This is a genomic window from Acetobacter lambici (genome assembly GCF_011516885.1).
Taxonomy (GTDB): Bacteria; Pseudomonadota; Alphaproteobacteria; order Acetobacterales; family Acetobacteraceae; genus Acetobacter; species Acetobacter lambici.
In genome coordinates, this window is record NZ_WOTD01000017.1 from 28,419 (window position 1) to 52,473 (window position 24,055).

Here is a 24,055-nt window from a genome sequence, read left to right on the forward strand (position 1 = left end):
CCAGTGGAACGCCTGATGGAAGCTGAACTAACACGTCCGGCGGGGGCGGGCACGCAGCCACTCCCCGCCACACCCACAGACCAGACCGCCCCCCTACCACGGGATGATGCGGAGGACCATGTGCCGCGCGTGCCGCTTTTGCGGCTGGAGGGGTTTGAAGGGCCGATGGACCTTCTGCTCGATCTGGCGCGGGCGCAAAAGGTGGATCTTGCGCGTATTTCCATCCTGCAACTGGTGGAACAGTATCTGGCGGTGGTGGAAAGTGCCCGCCGCGTAAGGCTGGAACTGGCAGCAGACTGGCTGGTCATGGCGGCGTGGCTGGCGTGGCTCAAGTCCCGCCTGCTGCTGCCTGCTGATGATGAACTGGCCATGGAGGGGGAGGAAGCCGCCGAACTGTTGCAGGAGCGGCTGATCGAGCTTTCCTGCATGGGGGAGCTTGCCCGCTGGCTGGAGGCCCGGCCCCGGCTGGGGCGGGATGTGTTTGCCCGTGGCCTGCCCGAAAATCTGGTGGAGGTGGACCGCTCCGGTCTGGCGCTGGATATGCCCCAGCTCATGCGGGCATACCTTGCCGCCGTAAGGCGCACCGCGCGCAGGCGCATTTATGCCCCCCGCACCATCCGGTTCTGGACCGTGCAGGACGCGCTGAGCAGACTGACCCGCCTGCTGGGCGAAACCCCGCCGGGCTGGAGCACGCTGGACGCTTTTCTGCCCGACAGCCTGCCCGGACAGATGGAGGGCGAGGATGCCCAGCGCCAACGCCGTGCAGCCATGGCGGGTACCCTGATCGCAGGGCTGGAACTGGCCAAGACCGGGCGGCTGGAACTCCGGCAGGACGAAATCTTTGGCCAGATCATGCTCCGCCCGCATGAGCAGACGCACGATACGGACCAACCGCAGCAGGAGGCGGACAACACCGTGCAGCCCCAGGCGGATGGCAGCGTGGCCCGACCCAGGACAGAAAAAAGGCAGGACAACAACGCGTGACCAGCACTCCAGCCCCCATACCCGTGCCAGATGAGGCCGTAAGGCTGGCCGAAGCCCTTATTTTTGCCTCTACCGAACCGGTGAGTGCGCGCCGTCTGGCGGACCTGCTGGAAGACCGCCAGATCATGCCCACGGGTGAGGACGATCTGGGGGCTTTTGTCGCGGCGGTGCTGGCAGATCTTGTCCGCCGTTATGAGGGCAGGGGGGTTTTTCCCGTGGAGGTGGCGGGGGGCTGGCAGTTCCGTACCGCACCCGATCTGGCGCCCTTGCTGACCCGTGTGCTCGAACGCCCCCGGCGCCTCCCCCGCGCGGTCATGGAAACACTGGCCATTATTGCCTACCATCAGCCCTGCACCCGTGTGGAAATAGAGGAAATCCGCGGTGTCAGCCTTGGCCAGAACGTGCTGGATACCTTGATCGAGGCCGAGCTTATTGCCCCGCATGGCCGCAAGGAAGTGCCGGGCAGGCCGGTGCTGTGGGGCACAACCCCCGATTTTTTACGCCATTTTGGCCTGCGCGCTTTGTCCGACATGCCGCGCCGGGAAGAACTGATGGTTGATATTCCCCAAAACCCGGCCGAACTTGGGGGCGTGCAGTCGGCCATAACCTTCAAGGCTGCCGAGGAAGAGGGCGAGGATACCCAACCCCATGCCCCCGATGTAGCCGAACCCACGCCCGATGCGCACGCTCCCGGCAGCCCGGCGGATGGGCTGGTTGCACAGGTTGCGGTTCCCGCCCCCGATGGTCCGTGATAGAGATGCACGCGCTACCTGTGTTGCAGGGCTGTGTGGTGGGTTGCACGGAGTGGGCGTGAACGGGGCTTGTTATGTTTGATTTTGCATGGTCGGAATTCGCCCTGATCGGCGCGGTGGCCCTCATTGTTATTGGCCCCAAGGATTTGCCGGTGGCTATTCGCGGGCTTGCAAAAGGCATTAAAAAAGCCCGCGCACTGGCCAGTGAGTTCCAGTCCCACCTTGATGAGGTGGTGCGTGAGGCTGACCTGTCGGAGGTCAGCGAGCATGTGCGTGACCTGAAAAATCTGAACGTGCGCGGCCGGATCATGAAGGCGCTGGATGGGGATGGCAGCCTGAGCAAGGCCGTATCCGCCCCTCCGGTGGCCGAACGGTTTGTACCGTCCGGCCCCAGAGCGCTTGATGCCATGCCCCGCTCATCCAGCCCTGCGCCAACAACGCCAGATTATGCCGCCGGACATATGGGGAGCACATCTTACGGTTCCGCCCCCGCGTGGCAGGATGACACACTGGATCGGCAGGTGGAGAGCGCTCCCCCCGAACTCCCCCCCGTTATCGTCCGTCGTATCCTGCGTGAGCAGGACCGGCTCCACCCCCCCGCCATTGTGCCGCCTGTGCGGCTTATGCATGCGGGCCATCGTGTGGCTCCGGGTGTTATTCCCGCTCCGGGCGGGGTGGTTGGCAATGGGGGGAACGGCATGCCTCCGGCCACCCAGCCCTTATCCCCCGTTCCAGCGGACCGTGTGGAGCCAGAGGTGGAGCAAAGCACGCCCGCTCCAGCGCAGACCGACCCGGCCAGTGCGCCAGCTTTGCCCGAGGGAGCGGATAACGCAGCACAACCCGGCACGACCACACATGGAACAGGCAGCACGGCGGCGGACCAGCAGGCATGAGCGATAACGCACCTAATCAGGAAGACCCGATCCACGACCAGCCCATGCCGTTGCTGGAGCATCTGCTGGAGCTGCGCCGCCGCCTGCTATGGTCGGGGGCTGCGTTTATTGTGTGCTTTGCCCTGTGCTACCATTACGCGGGCGATATTTACCTGTTTTTAGCCCGGCCTTTAGGCGAGATCATGCGCCAGCGCGGCGAGCAGCCCCACCTGATCTACACGGCTCTGTACGAGGCATTTTTTACCTATATCCGTGTGGCGTTGTTTGGGGCTGCGTTCCTGTCCTTCCCCATTGTGGCCATTCAGGCGTGGATGTTTATTGCGCCGGGGCTGTACAGGTCGGAAAAGCGGGCGTTTGCACCGTTCCTTGTGGCAACGCCCGTGCTGTTCGTGGCCGGGGCTGCTTTGGCGTATTACTTTATTTTTCCCGTGGCATGGCGGTTTTTCGTGTCGTTCCAGACACCGGGTGCGGGGGGCGATCAGGTGCAGATCGAACTTCAGGCCAAGGTGTCGGAATATCTGTCTCTGGTCATGAAGATGATCATGGCGTTTGGCATTGCCTTTGAGCTGCCTGTGGTGCTCAGCCTGCTGGCGCGTGTGGGTATTGTAACTTCCGCCATGCTGCGCAAGTTCCGCCGCTACGCCATTGTGGGGGCCTTTGTGCTGGGGGCTATTTTTATGCCGCCCGACCCCATTACTCAGTTTGGTCTGGCTGTGCCGCTTGTGCTGCTTTACGAAATTTCCATTCTGTGCGCCCGCGTAATCGAGCCCAAACGGCCGGTGGCGGATACGCCAGACCCTACGACCAACCCCGAGCAGGAGGTTCCCTGATCCATGCATGACATCCGCGCCCTAAGAGCCGACCCCACCGCGTTTGATGCCGATCTGGCCCGCAGGGGCATGGCCCCCGTATCTGCGCAGTTGCTCGCATGGGATGAGGAAAAACGGCAGGCCCAGACCCAGTTGCAGGACAAGCAGACCCGCAGCAAAACGCTGGCGCGTGAGATCGGGACCCTTAAACGCACAGGAGGAGACACCGCAGGGCTGGAAGCCGAGGGGACCTGCCTGCGCATGGACATGGAAGGGCTGAAGGAAAAAGTGGACACTCTGGGTAACCAGACCACAACCCTGCTGGCCACCCTGCCCAACAGGCTGGATGCAACCGTGCCCGATGGACCGGACGAGAGTGCAAATGTGGTGGTGCACACATGGGGCACCCAACCTGTTTTTGCCTTTACCCCCAAACAGCATTTTGAGCTGGGCGAGGCACTGGGCCAGATGGATTTTGCCACGGCGGCCAAGCTGTCCGGTTCGCGTTTTGTGGTGCTGCGTGGCGGGCTGGCACGGCTGGAACGCGCTCTGGGCCAGTTCATGCTCGACCTGCACGGGACCGAGCATGGCTATGTGGAAATGCAGGTGCCCGTGCTGGTGAATGATGACGCCATGTATGGCACGGACAAACTGCCTAAATTTGCCGACCAGTCCTTTAGAACCGAGGATGGCCGCTGGCTTGTGCCCACAGCCGAGGTGCCGCTGACGGCCTCTGTTGCGGGGGATATTGTGGACGGTGCGGCCTTGCCCATGCGTATGACAGCACTCAGCCAGTGCTTCCGTAGCGAGGCCGGGGCATCGGGGCGGGATGTGCGCGGCATGTTGCGCCAGCACCAGTTTGAAAAAGTGGAAATGGTGAGTGTCATCGCCCCCGAGGAGAGCGATGCCGAGCACGAGCGCATGACCCGCTGTGCCGAGGCCGTGCTGGAAAAACTGAACATTCCCTACCGTCGTATGCTGCTGTGTGCCGGGGATACGGGCTTTGGGGCTGCCAAAACATTCGATCTTGAGGCATGGCTGCCGGGGCAGGATGCATGGCGTGAAATTTCATCATGCTCCAACACGCGTGACTTTCAGGCCCGGCGTATGAACGCGCGTTACCGTGCGCAGGCAGGGGGGAATCCGGCCTTTGTGCATACTCTTAACGGGTCGGGTCTGGCTGTGGGCCGGACCCTGATTGCGGTCATGGAAAACTACCAGAACGAGGATGGCTCCATAACCGTGCCGGAGGTCCTGCGCCCGTATATGGGTGGTCTTGCGCGCATTGCTTAAGCTCTGGCGCGCAGCCCCCGGCCGGGGCATGGGGGCATGACCCAGCAGCCATTGCTGTTACTGGGCATTGCCATTGTGGCGGAGGTTATTGGCACGGCCTGCCTTGCGGCCTCGCAGGGGTTTGCGCGTTGGGTGCCTGCTGCGATCAGCCTGCTGGCGTATGGGTGCGCGTTTTACCTTTTGTCCATTCCGCTCAAAACCATGCCAGCGGGTGTGGTTTACGCGTTGTGGTCGGGGGTTGGCATTGTGCTGATCTCGCTTATCGGCGCGGTGTTTTTAAAGCAGACGCTCGATGCCCCGGCCATTGCGGGTATTGCCCTTATTCTGGCCGGGGTTCTGGTGATTAACCTGTTCTCTTCCGCCACGCATTAAGGGGCCTCCATTGGGCCTGCCCCCGTGCGGTTATGAGGTCGCGGGGTATTAGGCCCATGCAGGTGGAGCCAGCGCAAACCGCTTTATGGTGTGGGGGTTATGGTGCTGATCACCAGCCCCGATGTCAGAATCTGGGGGAGCACCACGGCGTCCCCTTTTGCGGGTACAAACAGATAAAACGGCACGCCATCACGCCCGTGCGCATGCAAAAACGCGGTTATGGCCGGGTCGCGGCGCGTCCAGTCCCCGCGCAGGGTGGTCACACCATAACGGGCCATGGCGGCCTGCGTTGGCGCGGTGTTCAGGGCTACGCGTTCGTTTACAAGGCAGGTAATGCACCATGCCGCCGTCATATCCACAAATACGGGTTTGCCTTGAGCGTGTAGGGTGTTCAGCCGCTGAAGTGAGAAAACCTCGGTCCCGGCGGGCAGGTCCGTATGTGTGTCTGGCTGCTGTGCTGCTTGTTGCCGCAGGGCGGGCAGCAGCGCCATTGCCCCCAACAGCCCGAGCAGGGCCACGCCATACAGGGCCGTGCAACTCCGGCTGTGGCCCGCAAGGCGCTGGCGCTTTTGGGCAATACCGTAAACCCACGCGGCAAAAGCCAGAAACACCATGCCCGAGCAGAGCAGTAGCGCCGTGGTGGCCCCGCCTTCCACCGTGGCAACCCAGAGCAGCCACACACAGGTGCCCAGCAGGGGGAAGGCCAGAAACTGGCGTAAATAATCCATCCATGCGCCGGGCCGTGGCAGGCGGCTGGCCAGTGCGGGGCTAAAAGCCAGAACAACGTAAGGGGCTGCCAGCCCAACGCCAAGGGCTGCAAAAACCACCAGCCCGGTCAGTGGCGGGCCAGCCAGTGCCCCGGCAATGGCTACCCCCATGAACGGCGCGGTACAGGGGGAGGCCACGGCCACCGCCAGCAGGCCGGTCAGCACATCATGCGCAAGCCCGTGCTTCTGGGGGCTGCCTGCCCCAAGTGCTGGAGGCAAAAAAGCAAACACGTCCAGCAGGTTAAGCGCCATGGCAAACAGTAGCCACGTGATCATGCTCACAAACACGGTGGACTGGAACTGGAACCCCCAGCCCGTAGCACTCCCCCCAAGCCGCAACCCCATGACCAGCGCGCCAAGAGCCGTAAAGCCCACAATAACCCCGCCTGCGTAGGCTATTGCGCTGTGTTTTTGGTGTTTGCGTTCGCTCAGTCCCATGCGGGCCACGGCAAGGGCTTTCATGGCCAGAATGGGAAAAACACAGGGCATCAGGTTCAGCACCAGTCCGCCAAGCAGACCGAGTGCAATAAAGCGCAGCAGATCCGCTGTGCGACTGGTTCCTCCTGCCGTGGCGCGATCTGCGCTTGTGTCTGTGGCAGGCCCGTCCGGTTCAGGGGTGGCGGTCATGGTGCCTGCGAGCGCGTTCTGCTCTGTGGTAGGCGCTGTGGTGGTTTGGGGCGTTGCCACGGGCAAGGCCGCGGCGGCGGAGGGAACTGGCTCCCGGTCAGATGCTTGGCCAGATGCCTTGCCAGATGCAGCAGCAGTGGGGGCTGGTTGCGGGGTGGTGTGCACGCTCAGGGCGCGCTCGGCCCCATCGGGGTCACGCAGGACCAGAATACCGTCAACTGGTTTGTTCGGGGCAAAATCCGCCATGGGCTGAAGGCGTAGAGACAGGCCATCAGCATCAAATGTCAGTGCCTGTGGTGCGGCTTCGGCAATCTGGCCGCGTGCTTCGGGCATGAACCACGCATTGGCTACGGATTGCCTGTTCAGTTCGGGGGCCTGCACATGCAGCACCCCCGCCGGGGTGAGTGTGATCGGGTAGGGTGAGGGCACAGGTGTATGCTGTGCCGCCTGCACAAACAGGGATGCCTGAGCGGAGGCCAGCGGTGCTCCTGTGGGCAGGGTCAGGGTAAAGGTGCCGTCCTCTGGAATGCAGGACTGCTCGCAGACAAGCCAACTGGCCTGTGCGTTAAGGCTGACCTGCCCATGCGCGTCTGGCGTGCCGGGTTGCAGGTGCACCGTAACCGGCAGCACAACATCACCCGTATAGGCGTAAGACATAAGGGAGGCGTCCCTTATGCGTTGCGGTGTGGGCCACGTAATGGCTCCGGCGGTGCCCTGTAGCGCGCCAGATGCCGTTACGCTCAGGCTGGCGGGGTCTCCCGCATCTCCGGGGTTGAGCCAGTATGTGTGCCAGCCGGGCCGGAGTTGCAGGCGCAGGGCAACGTGCAGGGGTGTGCTGGCGCTGGCGGTGCTGGAATCCGTTATCAGGCTGGCAGTGCTGTGGGGGCTGACCAGCGGCGCGCTTTCCGCAGCACTCGCCCCATGGAGCGGCACGGTTGCGCAGGCCATGACCCCGGCCAGTAGCCAGCCCAGCCCGGGTCCGCGTGGTAGCATGGTCCTGTGCGCATGGGCGGACAATAGGCGGACAGGGGGTTGCTGGCCCGTGGGGCTGGGTGGCAGGGAGGCGGAGCGGGCAGGGCGGCGCATCAATGTCAGCTTTCAACACGGGGCAGGGCTAAAAGCAGCAGCATACGCAAAGCCCGCGTATGAGGGAAATGGATCGTGTGCCCCGTACCAGTTTTAATGCCCGGAGTCGGCCTGTGCACCGGGCTGGAGCACAAACAGGCGCGAGCAGTAAGGGCAGACCGTCTGGTGGTCACCAATTTTCAGCCAGACGCGCGGGTGCCCCAACTGGCCCAGCCCGCCATCACACGCAATTTTACGCTGGTCCACCAGAATGGTTTCCACATGGCCCAGACGGGGACGGGGGATGGGATTTGCCGGTTGGATAAGCATGGGTTCAAAAGCCTTGTATCAGGTTGGCATGCACGGATATGGCGCAAAGTCTGGGGGGATGATACGCATTGTCACCGTGGTTGTGCAGCAGGCATCTTTTCCCATACGCGTGAGCAAAGGCTTACGCCGCCGCTGGAGCAGGGTTTTGCCCCTGTTCGGGTGTGCGCTGGTGGTGCTTGCAGGCTGTGCCAGCAGGCCTCCGCCAGCCCCCGTGCCTCCTCCACGCTATGCTGCTGCAGCCCGCCTTATCCCGCCCGATGGGGTGCTGACGTTGCGTGACGGCGCGGCCATGCCTGTCCGCATCTGGCAGGCTCAGGGGCAGGAGCGGGCCGTGGTGCTGGCCCTGCATGGGTTTAATGACAGCCGTGACGCATGGGAATATTCCGCTCCCACGTTGGCAGGGCAGGGGATTACGCTCATTGCCCCGGACATACGCGGGTTTGGTGGTGCCCCCATGCGGGGTGGCTGGGCAGGTGCTACCCAACTGGTGGCCGATGCGCGGGAGGAGATCGCCCAGATACGGCGCGACCACCCCGGCGTGCCGCTGTACCTTATGGGGGAGAGCATGGGCGGTTCTGTTCTTATGCTGCTTATGGCCGGGCCGGATGCTCCAAGTGTGGCGGGGACCATACTGCTCGCTCCCGCTGTGTGGGACCTTGGGGGTGGGGCGGATATTCCGCTGGATATTCTGGCAACGTTTTTCCCCCAATATCTGGTTACCGGGCGGGAACTACCGGTGCATGTGGTGGCGAGCGATAACCCCGCAGCCCTGATCCGCCTGTATTATAACCCGCTGACCTTGCGCCAGACCCGGCTGGAGGCCCTGCGCGGGCTGGTCATGCTCATGCGCCGCGCAGCCCGCGTTGGAGCGGACCTGCATGGCCCGGTTCTGTGCCTTTATGGCGATCAGGACCAGCTTGTGCCGCCACAGGCCATGGTGCGTGTATGGCAGGAGGTCCCACCCAATGTCCGGCTGGATCTTATAACCGGGGGGCACCACCTTTTGCTGCGAGACCGGCGTGGCGCTCTTGCCCTGAATGACATTGCAAGCTGGATCACCCAGCCCGAGCGTTTTTTGCCATCTGGGGGGGATGTGGCATCCGCCGTGTGGCTGGCGCAGCACAGTGGTGCGCGCGGGCTGGGCCATAATGACCCGGCATGGTTCCTGCCCGCCCGACTGGATGGTGCTGCTCCGCCATAGGTGCGTATGCCCCCGTATCGGGCGGTCTGGCCCTGTGCTGGCGGCTTGGGATGGGTATGAAAGATAAAGGCTTGGCAACGCCCCCTGCTTTAGGTTAGGAGAAGGGCCAACGGACCCGTAGCTCAGCTGGATAGAGCGTTGCCCTCCGAAGGCAAAGGTCACGCGTTCGAATCGCGTCGGGTCCACCAATCCAATTTATAATTCAAAGCAGATTTTCTGCGGCTTTGCGCTTGAGGTTGGCTCCCCTCTCTGTGGTTGCAGGGTTTGCCTCCCGCTTTGCCATACCCCCGTTTGTTCATTGTGGTGGCGGCGGAGCATGCATGGCCACGAGTCCTGATTTCCATGGTGCTGGCTCTGGTCAGGCGTAATGTGCTCGGCTTTTGTCTGTTACATTGTGGGTGTCGTATTTTTTGCTGGCCGGGCGCGCAAAAAAAGGCCGTCGTGCAGTGCATTGTCATTTTTTACCGTTAAAAAAATGACCTGTGCTGAATATGGTAATTTTGTATAGCCCTCTTCATCTTCCCAAAATATTATCATAGAATATTTTTTGCAGTGATTTGATCTGGAGATATTTATGCAAATAAATACTAAAGCAGCAATTGCCATGACAGGACTTCTGTCTTTGTCCGCTTGTGCCGAAACACCTATGGGCCCGACAGTTCAGGTCCTGCCCGCTCCGGGCAAGGATTATAATGTTTTTGTGCAAGAACAGCAGTTCTGTCGCACACAGGCCGCCGCCGCCGTTAACGGGCAGGCGGAACACCAGAACCACAAGGCTATTTATGGCGCTCTGGCAACAACAGCGCTGGGTGCTGGTCTGGGTGCTGCTGCTGGTGGTGGCACAGGTGCAGGCATTGGTGCCGCGGCTGGCGCACTAGGTGGTGCGGGAGGCGGGGGGCTTTATTCCCAGAGCCAGCAGGGTGGCATACAGACCCAGTATGATAACGCGTATGTTCAATGTATGATTACGTACCATAACGTATTGCCCGGTTATAATAACCCGCAGCAGGGCTCCGGGCATGGTACAGCCAAACGTAGGGCTGTTCATCATACTCAGGCGGCACCGCATAATACAACGGCACAGCCAACGGCTCCGGCTGGTCAGGCCTCTGCCCCGATTGAGCTGGACTAGCTCCAGAACGCACATGGGGGCAGGCCTGTTATTAGGCCTGCCCCCATGTGCTGTAACTTGGCGCAGTGTTCAGTCAACCGTAACGGTTGCATGGGTGCGCGCAATAAAACTATCCAGACTGGAAAATGCCGGATTGAATAGCGAACTATAAGGAAAGCGTGCTTGCATGATGGGCAAGGGCTCTTCCAGTTGCGTGACAATCTTCAAAGTACCACCTTGCTCGCCCCACCGTGTAAAGGGCGTTGCGTTATCAGGCAGTGTCCGATTTTGTGGGAACGGTGAATCGGGAATGGCCTGCAAACGCTGGGCAATGCCTTTATCGTCGAACTGAATGTTCGCACTCTGCAATTTGATGCTCGCAAACTGTTGCGCCATCTGCATGAGCGAAACCAGATTGAAACCACCACCCTGCACAACGGATGTCATGCCGTTGAGGAATGTACTGGGCACATCCGCCAGATCAAAACTGACATTCCATCCGCCCAACTGAACAAAATCAGCGCTGGATTTAACCGCAAGTTTCCGATCCGACAGGTTGTAGGACAACGCAAGATCGCCCGTGATCGTGGAATACCCCAACCCTCTGAGTCTTGTGTCAGACAGGCCAGCAGCCGTTAACGCGCCAGCTTGTTCCGTAGAACATTCAATATGGCTGGCGGAAAGACTGAGTGCGCTGGGTAATGTCTGCGATGAAGACAAACCACCAATGGCAATAGAGGCAACTTTGATGGGCTGTGTATCATTGTCGGAAAGGCGAATATTCACGTCATATATCGTGACATTGCCAAAGGGGGATGCGCTGACTGAACCATACTTTACGTAGGGTGCCAGTTCCGCCAGTTCCAGAAAATCATGCAGTTTCTGGTTTGCAATACGGCTGGCCTCGTGGCAGCCCGCTACCCAGCCAATGCCCGCCAGAATAACCACACCCGCGCCCGAAGCCACGATCAGGGTGCGATAGCGCGCCCACAGGCCAGACCGCTTTGCGGGGTCTGCCATGGTGGCTCCTGCTTCGTGCAGGGTGTCTGCGCCATGGTGTAGCACCCGGCCCGCAAACTGGCTGACCTGCCCGGCAGCAACTGCGCCCGAAGCCTTGAGGCGTGGACCATGTTCCGCCCACAGGGCGCTGGCCATCTGCTGCACGCTCTGCTCGGCATTTGTGGCGGTGCCCATGCCCGGCGTTGCCGAAGGCACACTGCCATCCGCCTGCGCCAGCTTGCCCGGAGGAGCAAGTGTGGACAAAGGTGGGAGCAAAAGTTTGGGGTCCGGCTTTCCGCGCGCCAGTGGCGCTGTGCCGTGTTTGCCAGACTGCATGACCTGCCCTCAGGATGCGGAAGAGGAAGGGGAGGAAGAGCGCGCGGCGGAAATGGTATTCTCACGCTGCCATGCCAGTTCGTCCCTGATCATGAAAACAACCAGTGTCAGTTCGCTGGATACGCGTGCAAAAACTATACCAACCACGGTCACGATCAGCCCCGCGAGCGAGCCGGCAATCAGACCGCCAAGGGTGGCAAGGGTGGGGGAGGATCCCGTAATCTGCGCAATGGCAACGGATCTGTTTAAAATGGTCAGGAAAATGCCAAAGCCACTCAAAAAACAGAAAAACACGCCAACATAAAAGAAGAATTTGATGAATTTTGGCGTAATCAAGGAGTCAAATGTCAAAAGGGATTTCATGGTCCTGATCCTGAAAGTAAAGGTATGGCCTGAAGAGTTAAAGAAAACTGACTGTTAAAGACCCACCTGTTAGGGTTTGTGGGTCATTTCCGTTTGCAGCGCGCTAAGCAGGGCCTGCGGGTCTTCCGCGTCGTGGCATTCGTCCTGAGTGCAGGCATGGATAAACTGGACGGACATCTCCGCTGGAGGAAAGTTGCCCGCGTTGGGAATATTCACCAATCCGCGCACAACGTACCATGTGCCAGAAGACAGGGCAGGCTGGTCTTCGGGCACAGTCAGGTTGAGTTGGCCCGGCCATTTGGTCGGCACCTGTTTGCGCCCGCTGCCATCAGCCTGCACAAGCAGGATGGTCTGTGCGGGCTGTTTGTTGATGGCTATGCGCATGCGCACATTACGCATTGTATCAAGCTCCGGCAGACCGAAGTCGCCCGTGCCTTGCCCAACCCACATGGCAAGCTTTTCCGAGCGGTTGGCGCTTTGCACATGTTCGGCCAGCATGCGCAGGCTTTCCGCTCTTTTTTGTGCGGCTTCCCTGGCAATCCGGGCAGCTTTTTCCGCTTCCTGCGCCTTGCGCATGGCGGCCAGCGCTTCTGGCCCAATATCGGCCAGCAGGGTTGCCTTGTCGGGCGCTGCGTAGATTTTAATATCGCTCAGTTCGGCGGGCAGGGGGGTGGAGCTTGTGGTCGTCAACCCGGTGAGCAGTTCGGGAGCGACATGGAATGTCATGCTGACCGGAACAGCCCGGTCGATATATCCGTAGCGTGTGCGCTGTTTGAGAAACTGCTCGGCCTGAGCGCTTGTCATGGCGACCCGGAAGGTCTGGTTGTTGTCCCCCAGATTGAAGGACACGCGATCAGGCAGTTGTGCTGCGGACATATCGCACTGGCTGGAAACGGTCAGGACGTTGCCGCTCAGAACGATGGGGAAGGAGGATTGGGCAAAATCATACTCACCCAGACGCAGGATCAGGTTAGCCAGCAGATTGCCAGCCTCCATCTGCTGGCTGACATGTGCCAGATCGGTTTTTGCCTGCTGCTCCACATCATGCATGCGGAATTCATTGCCGTATGCGGCATTGAATTCGCGGCCCATGAAGTGCCTTGCCCAGCAGGCCTGCACCGCCGGATTGTCCAGTAGCGTCGGGTTCTGGTGGGCCAGATAGGCCAGCAGGCCCATATAGCCTTCAGGTATGGCAACGGGCTGCATTGCTACGGGCTGGGCAGGTGCTGCTGTGGAGGGGGATTCCGGAGCAGGGGTTGCGGCCACTGCTGGAGGGGCGGCTACGCTAAACTGCCAGTTTGCATCGCGCTTTGCATGCAGGTGGCGGATATCCGCACCGTTTTGCAGAATGGCAACATCAACCGACTGAACCGCCGCACACTGGCTGTCTGTTGAGAGTTTGCCACCCAATGCGTTTGCCAGCTTGATCTGCTGTTCCGGTGTGTCCATTTCCAGACTTTGCGGAGTAATCTGCATTGTCAGGTGCAGATCGGTCGCGGCACATTGCGACGACGGGTCTGCAAAGTCGATCTCAACATTATGGTGCCGGGAATGCGCAAAAACTGCGGGTTCGGCCGCTACGGCATGTTCAGCAACAAAGGGCAGACCGGCAAGGCTCACCACGCCAGCATGGGCCAGAATCCGCCATGCCAAAAAAGACCCCGAGAACCTTGCCATCCAATGCTCCAATACCTTGCGGACTATAATACGTGGATAAAGCACAAAAGTAAGAATACTGCGTGAATATCGCTCTCAAATGTGCAGGGGAGAATAAAAATGTCTCTCGCTTCAATCCAGAAATCATTCCAACATATTGAATACCTTTCACTGATAGGCTTGCACAGTCAAGGAGGAAAACGGAAAATAATCGCGTGGATTGGTTGTGCTAAAGACTGTGTTTTACGCGGGTGCTGGAATACTGCGCAAAGTTAAAACAGGGGGGCGTGCCGGAGCCAGAGCATGCCCCAGACAGTATGCGCGTTATGGATTGCGGGTTGTGGTGCCATGCATGTGCCGCCCCCCCGCCGCCGGTAACAACCGTCGCCCTTACGCCCCTGCTCCGTGTGGTGCGGACAGGCTGTTTATTTTTAGCCATTCATGCCAGATTGGATGCGGTATTAAGGACGGCTTTTTACAAACGACGGATAAAAGGGTGCGGTAGTGGTGATGAAGCAGAGACTTTTTGGTGTGGCGTCCTGCCTGTTTGTTGCGTCGGCCGCTCTGTTCCTGTCCGCCGCCACGGCGCAGGCGGCTTCCACGCCCCGTTCCCCCTATGCCGCCAATGATGGTGAAAGCACGCTATGCGTGTCCGGCCCGGTTTATATTATTGATGTGCATGTGGTTGTGACAGTGAACGACGTGGAGCACACAATCAGCACCGCCGCGTCTGAAGTCTGTTCGGTCAATCCGGCCAATTTTTCCGATGTGGTGGTGCAGGGGCCGCCGCCACAGGCTGGCGCTCCGCTTGAAGTCAGCAAAAAAGTGGGGGTGGAAGGCACAATCCGCCTGAATGGTCGCACGGCTGTGCTGGAAACCAACGTTTACCTGCCAACCAAAGGTGGTAACGCTGCCCAGTGCGCCAACAGCCAACCCGGAGATGGAGGAGGTGCATGCAAGAGCAGTTCCCTCGGGGTCAACCTGTCCAAAACATGGATATTTGCGCGCAATACATGGCGTGATTTTTATGTAGGGCCGGATGATAACGGCAACCCGGTCAAGGTGCTTGTCCGTCTGTCCGATGGGCCGGTGAACTAACGCGCTGAGCGGGTGCGTAATACAAACAGACGGGTGCTGACATGACCAGTCCTCCCCCCGTTCTGGTCTGGTTCCGTGATGACCTGCGACTGGCCGACAACCTTGCCCTGACCAATGCCGTCCGCAGCGGTCAGCCGCTTATGTGCGTGTATGTGCGGCCTGCCGGTCCGGCCTGCACAACCGCGCTGGACTGGTGGCGGCTCCAGAGCGTTCAAGCACTGGATCAGGCCCTGTGTGCGCGTGGTGGCCGCCTGCATGTGTTTGCGGCCCATGCGGAGCAGCTTGTGCCCGAACTGGTGCGCTACAGCGGATGCACGCAGGTGTTCTGGAACCGCCGTTACGACCCGGCAGGCAAAGCCACGGATACCCAGATCAAGGCCCAGCTTAAACAGATGGGCGTGGAGGTACACAGCACCCCCGGCAATTTGCTGCATGAGCCGTGGACCGTGCGGAGCAAAACCGGGCAGCCTTTTCAGGTTTTTGGCGCGTTCTGGCGGGCGGCCTGTGCTGCGGCTCATTACCCGGCACCTCTGGCGGCACCGGCGGGTATGGTGTTTGCCCCCTGTACGGCCCAGCCCGCAGCACAGGTTCTACCCGATGTGGAGGTCGGGGAGCTGCCGTGCTGGGCAAAAGCCATGCAGCCCTACCATGCTTTTACGGAGCAGGATGCGCACGCCCAGTTGCAGGACTTTATTGCCCACGCCCTGCAAACCTACACGCAGGACAGGGATTTTCCCGATAAAGACGCAACATCCGAACTCTCGCCCTTTTTGCGCACGGGGCAGATTACACCGGGGCAGATATGGCATGCCGTGGCAGCAGCGGGCGTGCAGGGTGGGGGTGTTAAATTCCTGTCCGAAATCGGATGGCGGGAATTTGCATGGTCCTTGTTGTGGGAACATCCGGACCTGAACACACGCAACCTCAAGCCCGAGTTTGACACAATGCCCTGGCGGGTTGACCCCAAAGGGCTGGCGCGCTGGCAGCAGGGGCGCACAGGCTACCCGTTGGTGGATGCAGGCATGCGCCAGCTCTGGCAGACGGGGCTTATGCACAACAGGGTGCGCATGGTGGTGGCGTCTTTTCTGGTCAAACACCTGCTGATCGACTGGCGCGAGGGCGAGCGCTGGTTTGCCCACACTCTGGTGGATTACGACCCGGCCAGTAACCCCATGAACTGGCAGTGGAATGCGGGCACGGGGGTGGAATCCGCACCTTTTTTCCGGATTATGAACCCCATCCTGCAATCACAGAAGTTCGACCCCGATGGGGCCTATATCCGCACATGGGTGCCAGAGTTGGCGGGGCTGTCTGGCCCGGACATTCACACCCCATGGCAGGCGAGCCTGTTGCAGCCGACTGGCTACCCCAGCCCTATTGTGGAACACACGGTTGCGCGCGCGCGGGCTCTGGCTGCATGGAAAGCGCAAAAAAATGGTGGGGAAACCGGGGCATAGGCCGGGGCTTGCCAGGGTATGCCTTGTGCGGAGGGGGCAAACCTGTACCAGAAGGTAAGCAAATGCCTGATTTTTTTGAAAATTTGGAGAAGAAATCAATTTTTTTGACGGGTATCAAAGCTAACGGCTGCGGTTTGCGTTTGTAATTACAGGACAGAACAAACATGGAAGCAAAAATATGACCCGCGTTGCAGGAAAAGTAGCCATTGTTACAGGGGCAGCCAATGGTATTGGCAAGGCCACGGCAATTTTGCTGGCCAAGGAAGGCGCCAAGGTTGTTGTGGCCGATCTGCAGGAAGAGGCCGGACAGAACACGGTTGCCGAGATCAAGGCCGCCGGGGGGGATGCCCTGTTTGTCAAACTCAACGTGACACAGGAAGCAGACTGGCAGAACGCCGTAGCCGCGGCGGAAAAGACCTTTGGCAAGCTTGATGTTGCGGTCAACAATGCCGGTATTGCTTATAATGGCACAGTGGAAAGCACCAGTCTGGAAGACTGGCAGCGTGTGCAGTCCATTAACCTCAGCAGCGTGTTTCTGGGCACCAAATACGCGGTTGAAGCCATGAAAAAAGTCGGCAGTGGCTCCATTATCAACCTCTCTTCCATAGAAGGGCTGGTCGGGGACCCCACACTGGCCGCCTATAACGCCAGTAAGGGCGGTGTGCGCCTGTTCACCAAATCCGCGGCACTGCATTGTGCCAAGTCGGGCTACAAGATCCGGGTCAACTCCGTGCATCCGGGCTATATCTGGACCCCCATGGTGCAGGGCCTGACCAAGGATGCGGCAGAGGCACGGCAGAAGCTGGTGGACCTGCACCCGCTGGGCCATCTGGGGGAACCGAACGATATTGCTTACGGTATTCTGTATCTGGCGTCTGACGAATCCAAGTTCATGACCGGCAGCGAACTGGTGATTGATGGTGGTTACACCGCGCAGTAAGCGTTGCAGTCGGCCCCGGCATGGTACGTGCCGGGGTAGCGTTACAAAAAAAGCCTCCCGCAGAATGGTGCGGGAGGCTTTTTTACGTTCTGGCCCGGTGAGTGGGGGCGGGGCTTATGGCAGCGGGTGGGCTGCGTTCAGCGTGTTGCGCTCTTCCAGAACCTGACCCGGCTGCAAGGGCGTTGCGCGTGCGCTCTTGACCTCATCCGCCGTAAAGGCCGGGGCCGAGGCATCGCCCGACAGGGCGGAAACATAGGTGAGCAGGGCGGCAAGGTCTTCGTCCGACATGGCGGCCATGGAGGGCATGTAGCCCATGTAGGACATGCCGCCCGCCTTCAGGCTACCAGCCAGTCCGTTGAGCAGGACGTGCATGACGTAGGTTTTGCCCTCGGGGGTTGTGGCAATCTGGTTGATACGCCCTTTAAGCGGAGGGAACTGCCCGGGCACGCCGCCGCCGGTGCTCTGGTGGCACATGGCGCAGTGTGTTGCGAACAGTTGCGCACCATCGGCTGCTGCGTGTGCATTCCCTGCCAGGCCAGACAGGCCCGCAGTCGCTGCCAGCACAGCCAGAATGGTTTTTTTCATGAAAAGCTCCTGCTTAATCGTTCGGTTTGGCAACAATTATACACGGCTTTGGCAGTACCTCAACTCCCCTTGAGCGCAGGCCCGCATATGGGTGGGGCAGAGGATAAAGTTGCCGTCCGGCTGGCTTCCTGTCATTCAGGCGTCATGACGAAAGACAAGGACTTTGAGATTTTTCTGGCTACCGTGCCGGGGCTGGAATCCGTGTTGTGCGCGGAGGTGCGGCTTAAGGGGTTCAAACAGCCCGTGGCCGTGCCCGGCGGGGTGGTTATTCGCGGTGGCTGGCCAGAGGTCTGGCGTGCCAATCTGTGGGTGCGCGGGACCAGCCGGGTCCTTGCCCGCATTGCGTCTTTTCCCGTGGTGCATCTTTCCCAACTCGACAAGCGCGCATGCCGCGTACCTTGGGGGGATATCCTGCGGCCGGATGTGGCTTTTCGGGTGGAGGCAAGCTGCACGGCCTCACGCGTGTACCATGCCGGGGCTGCGGCCGAGCGTATTGGCAAGGCCATTACCCAAACGCTGGGTGCCACGCAGGCGGAGGATGCCCCCGTGCTGGTGCGTGCGCGCATTGAGCAGAATATTTGCACCCTGAGCGTGGATACATCGGGCGACCTGCTGCACCGGCGTGGTTACAAACAGGCCATTAACCGCGCCCCATTGCGTGAGACAATGGCTGCTCTGTTCCTGCGCCAGTGTGGCTATAACGGGCAGGAGCCTGTGCTGGACCCCATGTGTGGTTCCGGCACGTTTGTGATTGAGGCGGCCGAAATAGCGGCCCGCCTTAACCCCGGCCGTGCCCGCCATTTTGCGTTTGAACTGCTGGCTACGTTTGATGCACAGGCGTGGCAGACCATGCGTGCAGTCAAAAGTGAGCGCACGCCACAGGTCCGCTTTTACGGGAGCGACCGGGACGAAGGGGCCATAACCATGAGCCGCGCCAACGCTGAGCGTGCGGGTGTGCAGGACTACGTGACCTTCACGCAGGGCACAATCAGCGAGTTGCGGCCACCACCGGGGCCCGCGGGGCTGGTGATCGCCAATCCCCCCTATGGCACCCGTATAGGGGACAAACAGAGCCTGATCCTCCTTTACCGTGCGTTGGGGCAGACCGTGCTGACCCATTTTACCGGCTGGCGCGTGGGTATTGTCACCACCGAGGTCAAGCTGGCCCATGCAACCGGCCTGCCGTTTTTGCCGCCAGAAGCGCCGGTGCCCCATGGTGGGTTGCGTGTTTCGCTGTATCAGACCGCGCCGCTGCCATAGAGGCAGCAGGCTGGCGCGCAGGCTGGCACAGGCACCGTGGCATGCCGGGCATGCCGCACTCCCTCTTTATTTCGCTCTGCCTGCTTTATAAGAAGAGGGCTGATCAGCAGATATGTTCAGGTTGAGGTGCCAAAAGAATGAGCGTGACGTGGGGTGACTTTCAGGCCGTTGTGCAGTTATCGGCCGGTCTTAACGTGGCTATTCTCAGCTTTGTGGATATCAGCCTGCCCGCCATCAAGGAGCGGCGTCGGGTTTTTGCCAAAGCGCGGCAGGAGCTCGATATCCATCGTAAAAACCCACACAAACGCACCGAAGCCGAAATTAAGGAACACACGGCAGCAGTGGACGAGGTGGACCGCAAACTGTTTGACCTGTGGCGTGAGACATCAGCCTTTGAAAGTATTGAGGACTCCTTGCTCAAATCAACCGGAGTGCTCGGCTTTTGTGGCGCGGTGCTGAGCATTGGCCTGCTGTGGTACTCCGCCCTGCATTATGATGCACCCATCCTGTTTACCGGTGAGTTGCTGACCGTTATCTCGTTCGGCTCCCTTCTGGGGGCGTTTTTGATCAATTACTTCACCGCATCCAAGGCGTCCCAGTATGCCAAACGGTGCAACGATCTGCGCACCCACATGCGCTTGCATCTTTAGACACCTTAACTTGAAACAATAGTGCTCCACCCCGGACCTTTTTGTAGGTCAGGGGTGGATTACTTTAGAACTTCCACTGCATATCGGCTTTGATGCTGCTTTCAACAGACTGGTTGCCATACTGGCCAGTATAGGAAAGCCCGATTTTTATGCGGTCGGTCAGTCTGGCCGTCAGCCCCGCATCCAGCACTGCGGCATTGACCGAAAGTGGCACCCCCGCAATATCCATGGACCCGTTGCCCCCTGCGGAAAACACCATATGCGTTGTGGGTGTCGCCAGCCCGAATGTATGCCGGTATGCCACGGAACCATGCGGAATCAACAGCAGCTTTCCCGCATGGAAGGCGGAGGATGCCTTGACCCCAAAGGTGGAAAAAGTCATTCCCGTATCCGTCCCATGCCCGTGGAGTGCCGCAGCCCCACCCTGTTCATGGTAGCCATTGGTGTGCAGGTTCACATACGCCACATTGGCAAAGGGTTCGGCTATGGCCTGCCCTACATGGAGCCGGTAGCCCAACTCGCCAAACCCCTGCGCGGTGCCTGCCAGATAGCTGCTGGAAAGACGGTCCGCGTAACCGGGAAAAGCAACATTGCGTTGCATGCTCAGCATGTTCCACGTATAGGCAGCCCCCAGTTTGAGGTTTAATGCACCCCAGTGCGTTCCCGCGTACCCACCAACGCTGACATTATTGCTATGCCCCGATGAATTGCGTCCGCTCTGCACATCAAACATGGAGCGGCCATAGCTGAGCACGCCGCCAATGCGCCATGTGTTGTCTTTTATGGGCGTATCCACCCCCATAATAAAACCGGTTGAGGAGTGGTGCAGTGCGGCGGCATTGCCATCGCCCCCGTTATGGCCAAGGCTGCCATAGGCCTGCCCCCACAGAACAGCCTGCTGATCAAGGCAACCTTCGTCCTTACGCCCGGTTTTGAGCGATGCTGTGTGCAGGGTGCCGTCTACATGTCCGCTGCCACATTCGGCTGTATCAAGCCGGTCCATGACCGCTTGGCGCACAAACAGACTATCCTGAACAAGTGCAGTGCGGGCGGAGGCATGCACCTCCCCCGAGAGCGTGTTCATACCCCTGCGCGCCTCTGCCGGGTTTAACAGTCCCATAGCCCCGACAATGGCGTTGTCTTGTGGCATGCGGTCCAGCATCTGCGCGGTTTCGCGCTCATTGCGGCTATTGGTGACGGAGGCAAAGGCCATGCTGTTGCGCGCCAGAAGCACATCAAGGTCATTCCCGTTATAGAACAGCGATGGGGTGATAAAAGTGTAAGGGCTGGTCAGGTCAGTTTGCAAGGATTGGGTCTTTTGCGTAAACCCGCTACCAGTTGTCATAATGGTATAATATTCATTCAGTTTTAGCTGAATGGAGGGTGTAACATTCAACACCACCGTGCCAGAAAGTGCCGCACTCCCCGTAACGTTGATCGTATTGGATTGTAACTGCTGGTACTGCGAGCCCTGAAGGGTCATTGTTTTGCCAGAGAATTGGTCCGTGCCGTCCAGCGTAAGGGTGGAGTTCTGGTTTGTCTGCAAATTGCCCTGAACGGTCACACTGTTCTGCACACCGGGGGCGGCAAGGGTGCCACCTTGCTCAACAACGGTGTTCCCTACAAATCCGGAGCCGGTCAGGGTGCCACCATCTCCGATTATCACGGTTGAGCTGGCAATGGAGCCGTCCACTTCCAGCGTGCCCTGGGTTACGTTGGTATCCCCCGTGTAAGTATTGTTGGCACTGAGTATTGTTGTGCCAGAACCATTCTGGGTCAGACCGCCTGTGCCATCTATGCTTTGTGCCAGCGTAAACGTGCCGCTGTGGTCTATGGCGAGCGTGGCGTTGTTGTGTATGGCTGTGCCCGCCGCAAGGGTCCCCGCCGTGCCGCCATTACCCAACTGCAAGACGCCATCATTAATGGTGGTTGAACCCTGATACGTCTGGTCCTTGGTAATGATCAGGGTACCCAGATCAGTTTTGACAAGGGACGTGCCGCCAGAAACCAGTTGGTCATTCAACACGGTATCCAGCACAGCGGTAATGGAGGCCCCCGTTGTGGTGCCATCCCCCACACGAATGGTGGTGGAGGAACTTGCCGCGTAAAGATCATCCCCCGTAATCTGGTATATTTTACCGTCATTATTGGCAAACTGCATGCCGCTGGTAATCACATTGTAGCTCTGGCCGTTGCTTGTGTCCTGCACGGTTACCGTTCCGGCGTTGCCTGCATAAACAACAAACTGCCCGTTAACCCACGGGCCATTCACATCCCCTGTTTTATCGGTCCAGTTCAGGTCGCTAGCACCCGTTTGTGCGGTCCATGTGCCCGAACCACCATCAACGGTCTTGTTGTTCTGGTTACTTGTATTTCCACCATCCCAAAAAGTCAGGCTGCCGTAATTAACAATCAGATTAACCTGATTTGCAATGGATGTTTGCAAGGACACGGTCGCGCCGGGGGCTACACTTGTTGTGCCCATGGTCTGGTCTGCAACACCGCTCAATGTTCCACCATATGTGTACAAACGGTAAAGGCCGGGGTCCAGAGTGTTGTTATGCACATTTGGCCCTGCCGTATTGGGGGTAATATCCAGCGTACCGCCAAGCTGTAAGTCTCCCGCAACCGCTACAAGGGAGTTATACGCCCCCCCGGACACATCGGTCTGCCCCAGATAAAAGTTCTGCGATGATCCGCTCGTCAAGGTCAGGTTCTGTGCAATGTTCAGGGTGCCAACACGGCTTGCAATATCGCCCGGGGTCAGGGTGCCCCCTTGTTCTATGGTTGTATTCCCCCCCAAGGTGCCGGTGCCAGACAGATTGGCGGAGGCGTTTACCTGTGTATCTCCGGCGGCACTGCTCTGGTCGCCATTAACAGCAAGGGTGCCTGAATTGACCTGAGTTGTTCCGGTATACGTATTATCGCCAGTAAAAAGCTGTGTCCCCGTTGTATTAATAAGCACACCGCCTGAACCGGAAAGTATGCCGGAATAGGTATTATCTGCCGCAGTCAGGTCCAGCAGACCATTCAAGGTTCCGTTGGCCGAACCGTTCAAGGTGCCAATGGTTGTTCCATTTGAGGTAACGGTAAACGTGCCACCATTGGCCAGAAGCTGCCCATCTATGGTGTTGCCATCCAGTGTCAGAGATCCGGAGGTGTTGGTGACATTGTTCAGGACAGTATTGTTTTTTGCTAATGTCATTATGCCAGCATTGGTTGCACTGCCTATGGTGCCGCCGTTGACTGTAAGCGTGCCGCCAGAATCATTAACCGCAGCATTACTGATTTTACTATCGGAAAAAGTAGCGGTGCCACTTTTGTTTTCCAGACTGTTAACCGTAGAACCATTTTGGATGTTCATGACCCCAATGTTGGAGACTGCGCCCTGTATGGTTGCTGAATCCATGTTTAACGTAGTCGAATTGGTAAAATTCCCCAAAACTTCAGAGTTTGTAGTCATGTTTGTTGTGCCAGCATTGTTGACGTTCCCCATGATCTGGGAAGAACTGGCCAGATTGAAAGTTGATTGGGACGCATTGTCCAAATCCCCTTTTATAACCGAAGAATTGCTGAGAGTCGCTGTGCCTGAGTTTATAAAGGACTGGTCAAAGACCGCGTTACCCGATGCGTCAATAACTCCCGAATTCGTATTGTTAACCTGCCCACCAACGGTCCCGTTAACACTGAGATGCCCGGTGTTGAGCACGTTCCCATAGACCTCGCCCCCGCTGGAGATGATGGTCGGGTTGGCTGCATTGGAGTTGTTTGTCAGACTACCTGCAATTGAGCCTGATAAATGTAGAGCGCCACCCGAATTTACGGTGGTGGTGCCAGTATATGTATTCTGCCCCGAAAAGGTCTGGACCCCGCTGCTGATGGAAATCCCACCAGTCCCGGACATAACACCTGAATAAACAGTATTTGCGGCCCGGTTGATAGTGAGAGTGCCGCTCAGGGTTCCATTTGCCGTGCCGGACAGGGAATTGACCATCCCATTAATAACATGAAACGTGCCCCCTTTGGCATCCAGGGTGCCCACAATATAAACTCCCATCCCCGAGAGCGTGAGGGTGCCTGCATTATTTACAACATCCCCCTGCACCATGGCCGCACCGTTCAGGTTGAATATGCCGGAGTTATCGACCGTGCTACCTATTGTTGAACTGGTTGTAAAATTACCAGTTGCGCGGTTTATAACACCATCAGAAATTGGAGATGATGAAATTTTGGCAGTGCCAGAATTATCAAAATCTCCGGCAATAGAGCCAGACAGGCTTGAGAATGTGCCACCCTGCTGGTTTGTAACATTCAGGGTGGATGTACCTGCCAGCGTCATGGAACCGGAGTTTGTAATGTCTCCAGTATTCCCAAATGTACTACGGATTGTTCCCGTGGTAAGAGCCCTTTTGGAAATTCACGGATGAGCGTTTCGGCGTAGCATGAGGCTTCCCATGGCGATGTGGATCATGGCCTCTGCGACGTCGATCCGCTGTTCGTAGTCCTT

Annotated in this window: 21 protein-coding genes, 1 tRNA gene and 1 pseudogene; 14 read left to right on the forward strand and 9 right to left on the reverse strand. The window is 58.9% G+C overall.

The features are described from left to right. Positions 1 to 15 precede the first annotated feature (15 nt). The 6 genes from GOB86_RS09080 to GOB86_RS09105 all read left to right on the forward strand — a co-directional run bounded on the left by GOB86_RS09080 (position 16) and on the right by GOB86_RS09105 (position 5,103). Positions 16 to 984 (forward strand): segregation and condensation protein A, encoded by a 969-nt coding sequence (locus tag GOB86_RS09080; protein ID WP_165992020.1) that lies wholly within the window; start codon positions 16 to 18, stop codon positions 982 to 984. Then, positions 981 to 1,736, forward strand: coding sequence for an SMC-Scp complex subunit ScpB (scpB, locus tag GOB86_RS09085; protein WP_165992021.1), 756 nt, complete (start codon positions 981 to 983; stop codon positions 1,734 to 1,736). Before GOB86_RS09080 ends, scpB begins: the two co-directional genes overlap by 4 nt. Positions 1,737 to 1,810: 74 nt before the next feature. Then, entirely contained in the window at positions 1,811 to 2,629 is an 819-nt protein-coding gene (gene tatB / locus GOB86_RS09090) for a Sec-independent protein translocase protein TatB (protein WP_165992022.1), read from the forward strand. Then, on the forward strand, positions 2,626 to 3,459 hold the full coding sequence (tatC, locus tag GOB86_RS09095; RefSeq protein WP_165992023.1) for a twin-arginine translocase subunit TatC: 834 nt from the start codon (positions 2,626 to 2,628) through the stop codon (positions 3,457 to 3,459). The genes tatB and tatC overlap by 4 nt, the downstream gene beginning before the upstream one ends. Positions 3,460 to 3,462: 3 nt before the next feature. Beyond that, positions 3,463 to 4,731 carry a serine--tRNA ligase gene (serS, locus tag GOB86_RS09100; RefSeq protein ID WP_165992024.1) on the forward strand — a complete coding sequence of 423 codons (1,269 nt, stop codon included), beginning with the start codon at positions 3,463 to 3,465 and terminating at the stop codon, positions 4,729 to 4,731. A gap of 36 nt (positions 4,732 to 4,767) precedes the next feature. Continuing rightward, the gene (locus GOB86_RS09105) at positions 4,768 to 5,103 is read left to right on the forward strand and encodes a DMT family transporter (protein WP_165992025.1); all 336 of its coding nucleotides are present in this window, start codon (positions 4,768 to 4,770) and stop codon (positions 5,101 to 5,103) included. 83 nt (positions 5,104 to 5,186) lie between these two features. Here the strand turns inward: GOB86_RS09105 and GOB86_RS09110 are convergent, their stop codons facing one another. After that, positions 5,187 to 7,583 carry a protein-disulfide reductase DsbD family protein gene (locus GOB86_RS09110; RefSeq protein ID WP_242012577.1) on the reverse strand — a complete coding sequence of 799 codons (2,397 nt, stop codon included), beginning with the start codon at positions 7,581 to 7,583 and terminating at the stop codon, positions 5,187 to 5,189. Positions 7,584 to 7,676: 93 nt separating this feature from the next. Further along, positions 7,677 to 7,892, reverse strand: a complete 216-nt coding sequence (locus GOB86_RS09115) for a zinc-finger domain-containing protein (protein ID WP_165992026.1) — start codon at positions 7,890 to 7,892, stop codon at positions 7,677 to 7,679. Between the two features lie 58 nt (positions 7,893 to 7,950). On the opposite strand from GOB86_RS09115, the gene GOB86_RS09120 reads away from it, so the two are divergent. Then, positions 7,951 to 9,093, forward strand: coding sequence for an alpha/beta fold hydrolase (locus tag GOB86_RS09120; RefSeq protein ID WP_165992027.1), 1,143 nt, complete (start codon positions 7,951 to 7,953; stop codon positions 9,091 to 9,093). Positions 9,094 to 9,204: 111 nt separating this feature from the next. After that, positions 9,205 to 9,281: transfer RNA gene (locus GOB86_RS09125), tRNA-Arg, on the forward strand. 199 nt (positions 9,282 to 9,480) lie between these two features. On the opposite strand, the gene GOB86_RS09130 is transcribed toward GOB86_RS09125, so the two are convergent. Further along, the gene (locus GOB86_RS09130; protein WP_165991999.1) at positions 9,481 to 9,699 is read right to left on the reverse strand and encodes a hypothetical protein; all 219 of its coding nucleotides are present in this window, start codon (positions 9,697 to 9,699) and stop codon (positions 9,481 to 9,483) included. Between GOB86_RS09130 and GOB86_RS09135 the strand changes: the two genes are divergently transcribed. Continuing rightward, positions 9,698 to 10,225 carry a glycine zipper family protein gene (locus tag GOB86_RS09135; protein WP_242012578.1) on the forward strand — a complete coding sequence of 176 codons (528 nt, stop codon included), beginning with the start codon at positions 9,698 to 9,700 and terminating at the stop codon, positions 10,223 to 10,225. The two genes, GOB86_RS09130 and GOB86_RS09135, sit on opposite strands and share 2 nt — an antisense overlap. A gap of 69 nt (positions 10,226 to 10,294) precedes the next feature. Here GOB86_RS09135 and GOB86_RS09140 read toward each other — a convergent pair whose 3' ends face one another. From GOB86_RS09140 to GOB86_RS09150, 3 genes are all read right to left on the reverse strand, one after another. Continuing rightward, positions 10,295 to 11,539, reverse strand: a complete 1,245-nt coding sequence (locus GOB86_RS09140) for a hypothetical protein (RefSeq protein WP_165992028.1) — start codon at positions 11,537 to 11,539, stop codon at positions 10,295 to 10,297. A gap of 9 nt (positions 11,540 to 11,548) precedes the next feature. Beyond that, positions 11,549 to 11,902, reverse strand: a complete 354-nt coding sequence (locus tag GOB86_RS09145) for a DUF4282 domain-containing protein (protein ID WP_165992029.1) — start codon at positions 11,900 to 11,902, stop codon at positions 11,549 to 11,551. A gap of 69 nt (positions 11,903 to 11,971) precedes the next feature. Next, entirely contained in the window at positions 11,972 to 13,579 is a 1,608-nt protein-coding gene (locus GOB86_RS09150; RefSeq protein ID WP_165992030.1) for a DUF4852 domain-containing protein, read from the reverse strand. Positions 13,580 to 14,068: 489 nt separating this feature from the next. On the opposite strand from GOB86_RS09150, the gene GOB86_RS09155 reads away from it, so the two are divergent. From GOB86_RS09155 to GOB86_RS09165, 3 genes are all read left to right on the forward strand, one after another. Continuing rightward, positions 14,069 to 14,656, forward strand: coding sequence for a hypothetical protein (locus tag GOB86_RS09155; protein WP_165992031.1), 588 nt, complete (start codon positions 14,069 to 14,071; stop codon positions 14,654 to 14,656). Positions 14,657 to 14,697: 41 nt separating this feature from the next. Next, positions 14,698 to 16,113, forward strand: coding sequence for a cryptochrome/photolyase family protein (locus GOB86_RS09160; RefSeq protein WP_165992032.1), 1,416 nt, complete (start codon positions 14,698 to 14,700; stop codon positions 16,111 to 16,113). Between the two features lie 178 nt (positions 16,114 to 16,291). Beyond that, positions 16,292 to 17,053: an SDR family oxidoreductase gene (locus tag GOB86_RS09165; protein WP_165992033.1), complete on the forward strand. Its 762-nt coding sequence runs from the start codon at positions 16,292 to 16,294 to the stop codon at positions 17,051 to 17,053. 114 nt (positions 17,054 to 17,167) lie between these two features. Here GOB86_RS09165 and GOB86_RS09170 read toward each other — a convergent pair whose 3' ends face one another. After that, entirely contained in the window at positions 17,168 to 17,638 is a 471-nt protein-coding gene (locus GOB86_RS09170) for a c-type cytochrome (protein ID WP_165992034.1), read from the reverse strand. Positions 17,639 to 17,782: 144 nt separating this feature from the next. Here GOB86_RS09170 and GOB86_RS09175 point away from each other — a divergent pair, with 144 nt between their 5' ends. Together GOB86_RS09175 and GOB86_RS09180 are read left to right on the forward strand one after the other, a co-directional pair. After that, complete coding sequence (locus GOB86_RS09175) at positions 17,783 to 18,898, forward strand: THUMP domain-containing class I SAM-dependent RNA methyltransferase (protein WP_165992035.1); 1,116 nt, start codon at positions 17,783 to 17,785, stop codon at positions 18,896 to 18,898. A 137-nt stretch (positions 18,899 to 19,035) separates the two neighbouring features. Next, on the forward strand, positions 19,036 to 19,548 hold the full coding sequence (locus GOB86_RS09180) for a hypothetical protein (RefSeq protein ID WP_165992036.1): 513 nt from the start codon (positions 19,036 to 19,038) through the stop codon (positions 19,546 to 19,548). A gap of 64 nt (positions 19,549 to 19,612) precedes the next feature. Here the strand turns inward: GOB86_RS09180 and GOB86_RS09185 are convergent, their stop codons facing one another. Further along, positions 19,613 to 23,887, reverse strand: coding sequence for an autotransporter domain-containing protein (locus GOB86_RS09185; RefSeq protein ID WP_165992037.1), 4,275 nt, complete (start codon positions 23,885 to 23,887; stop codon positions 19,613 to 19,615). 78 nt (positions 23,888 to 23,965) lie between these two features. Beyond that, a pseudogene (locus GOB86_RS09190) lies at positions 23,966 to 24,055 on the reverse strand (IS5/IS1182 family transposase); the annotation flags it as partial.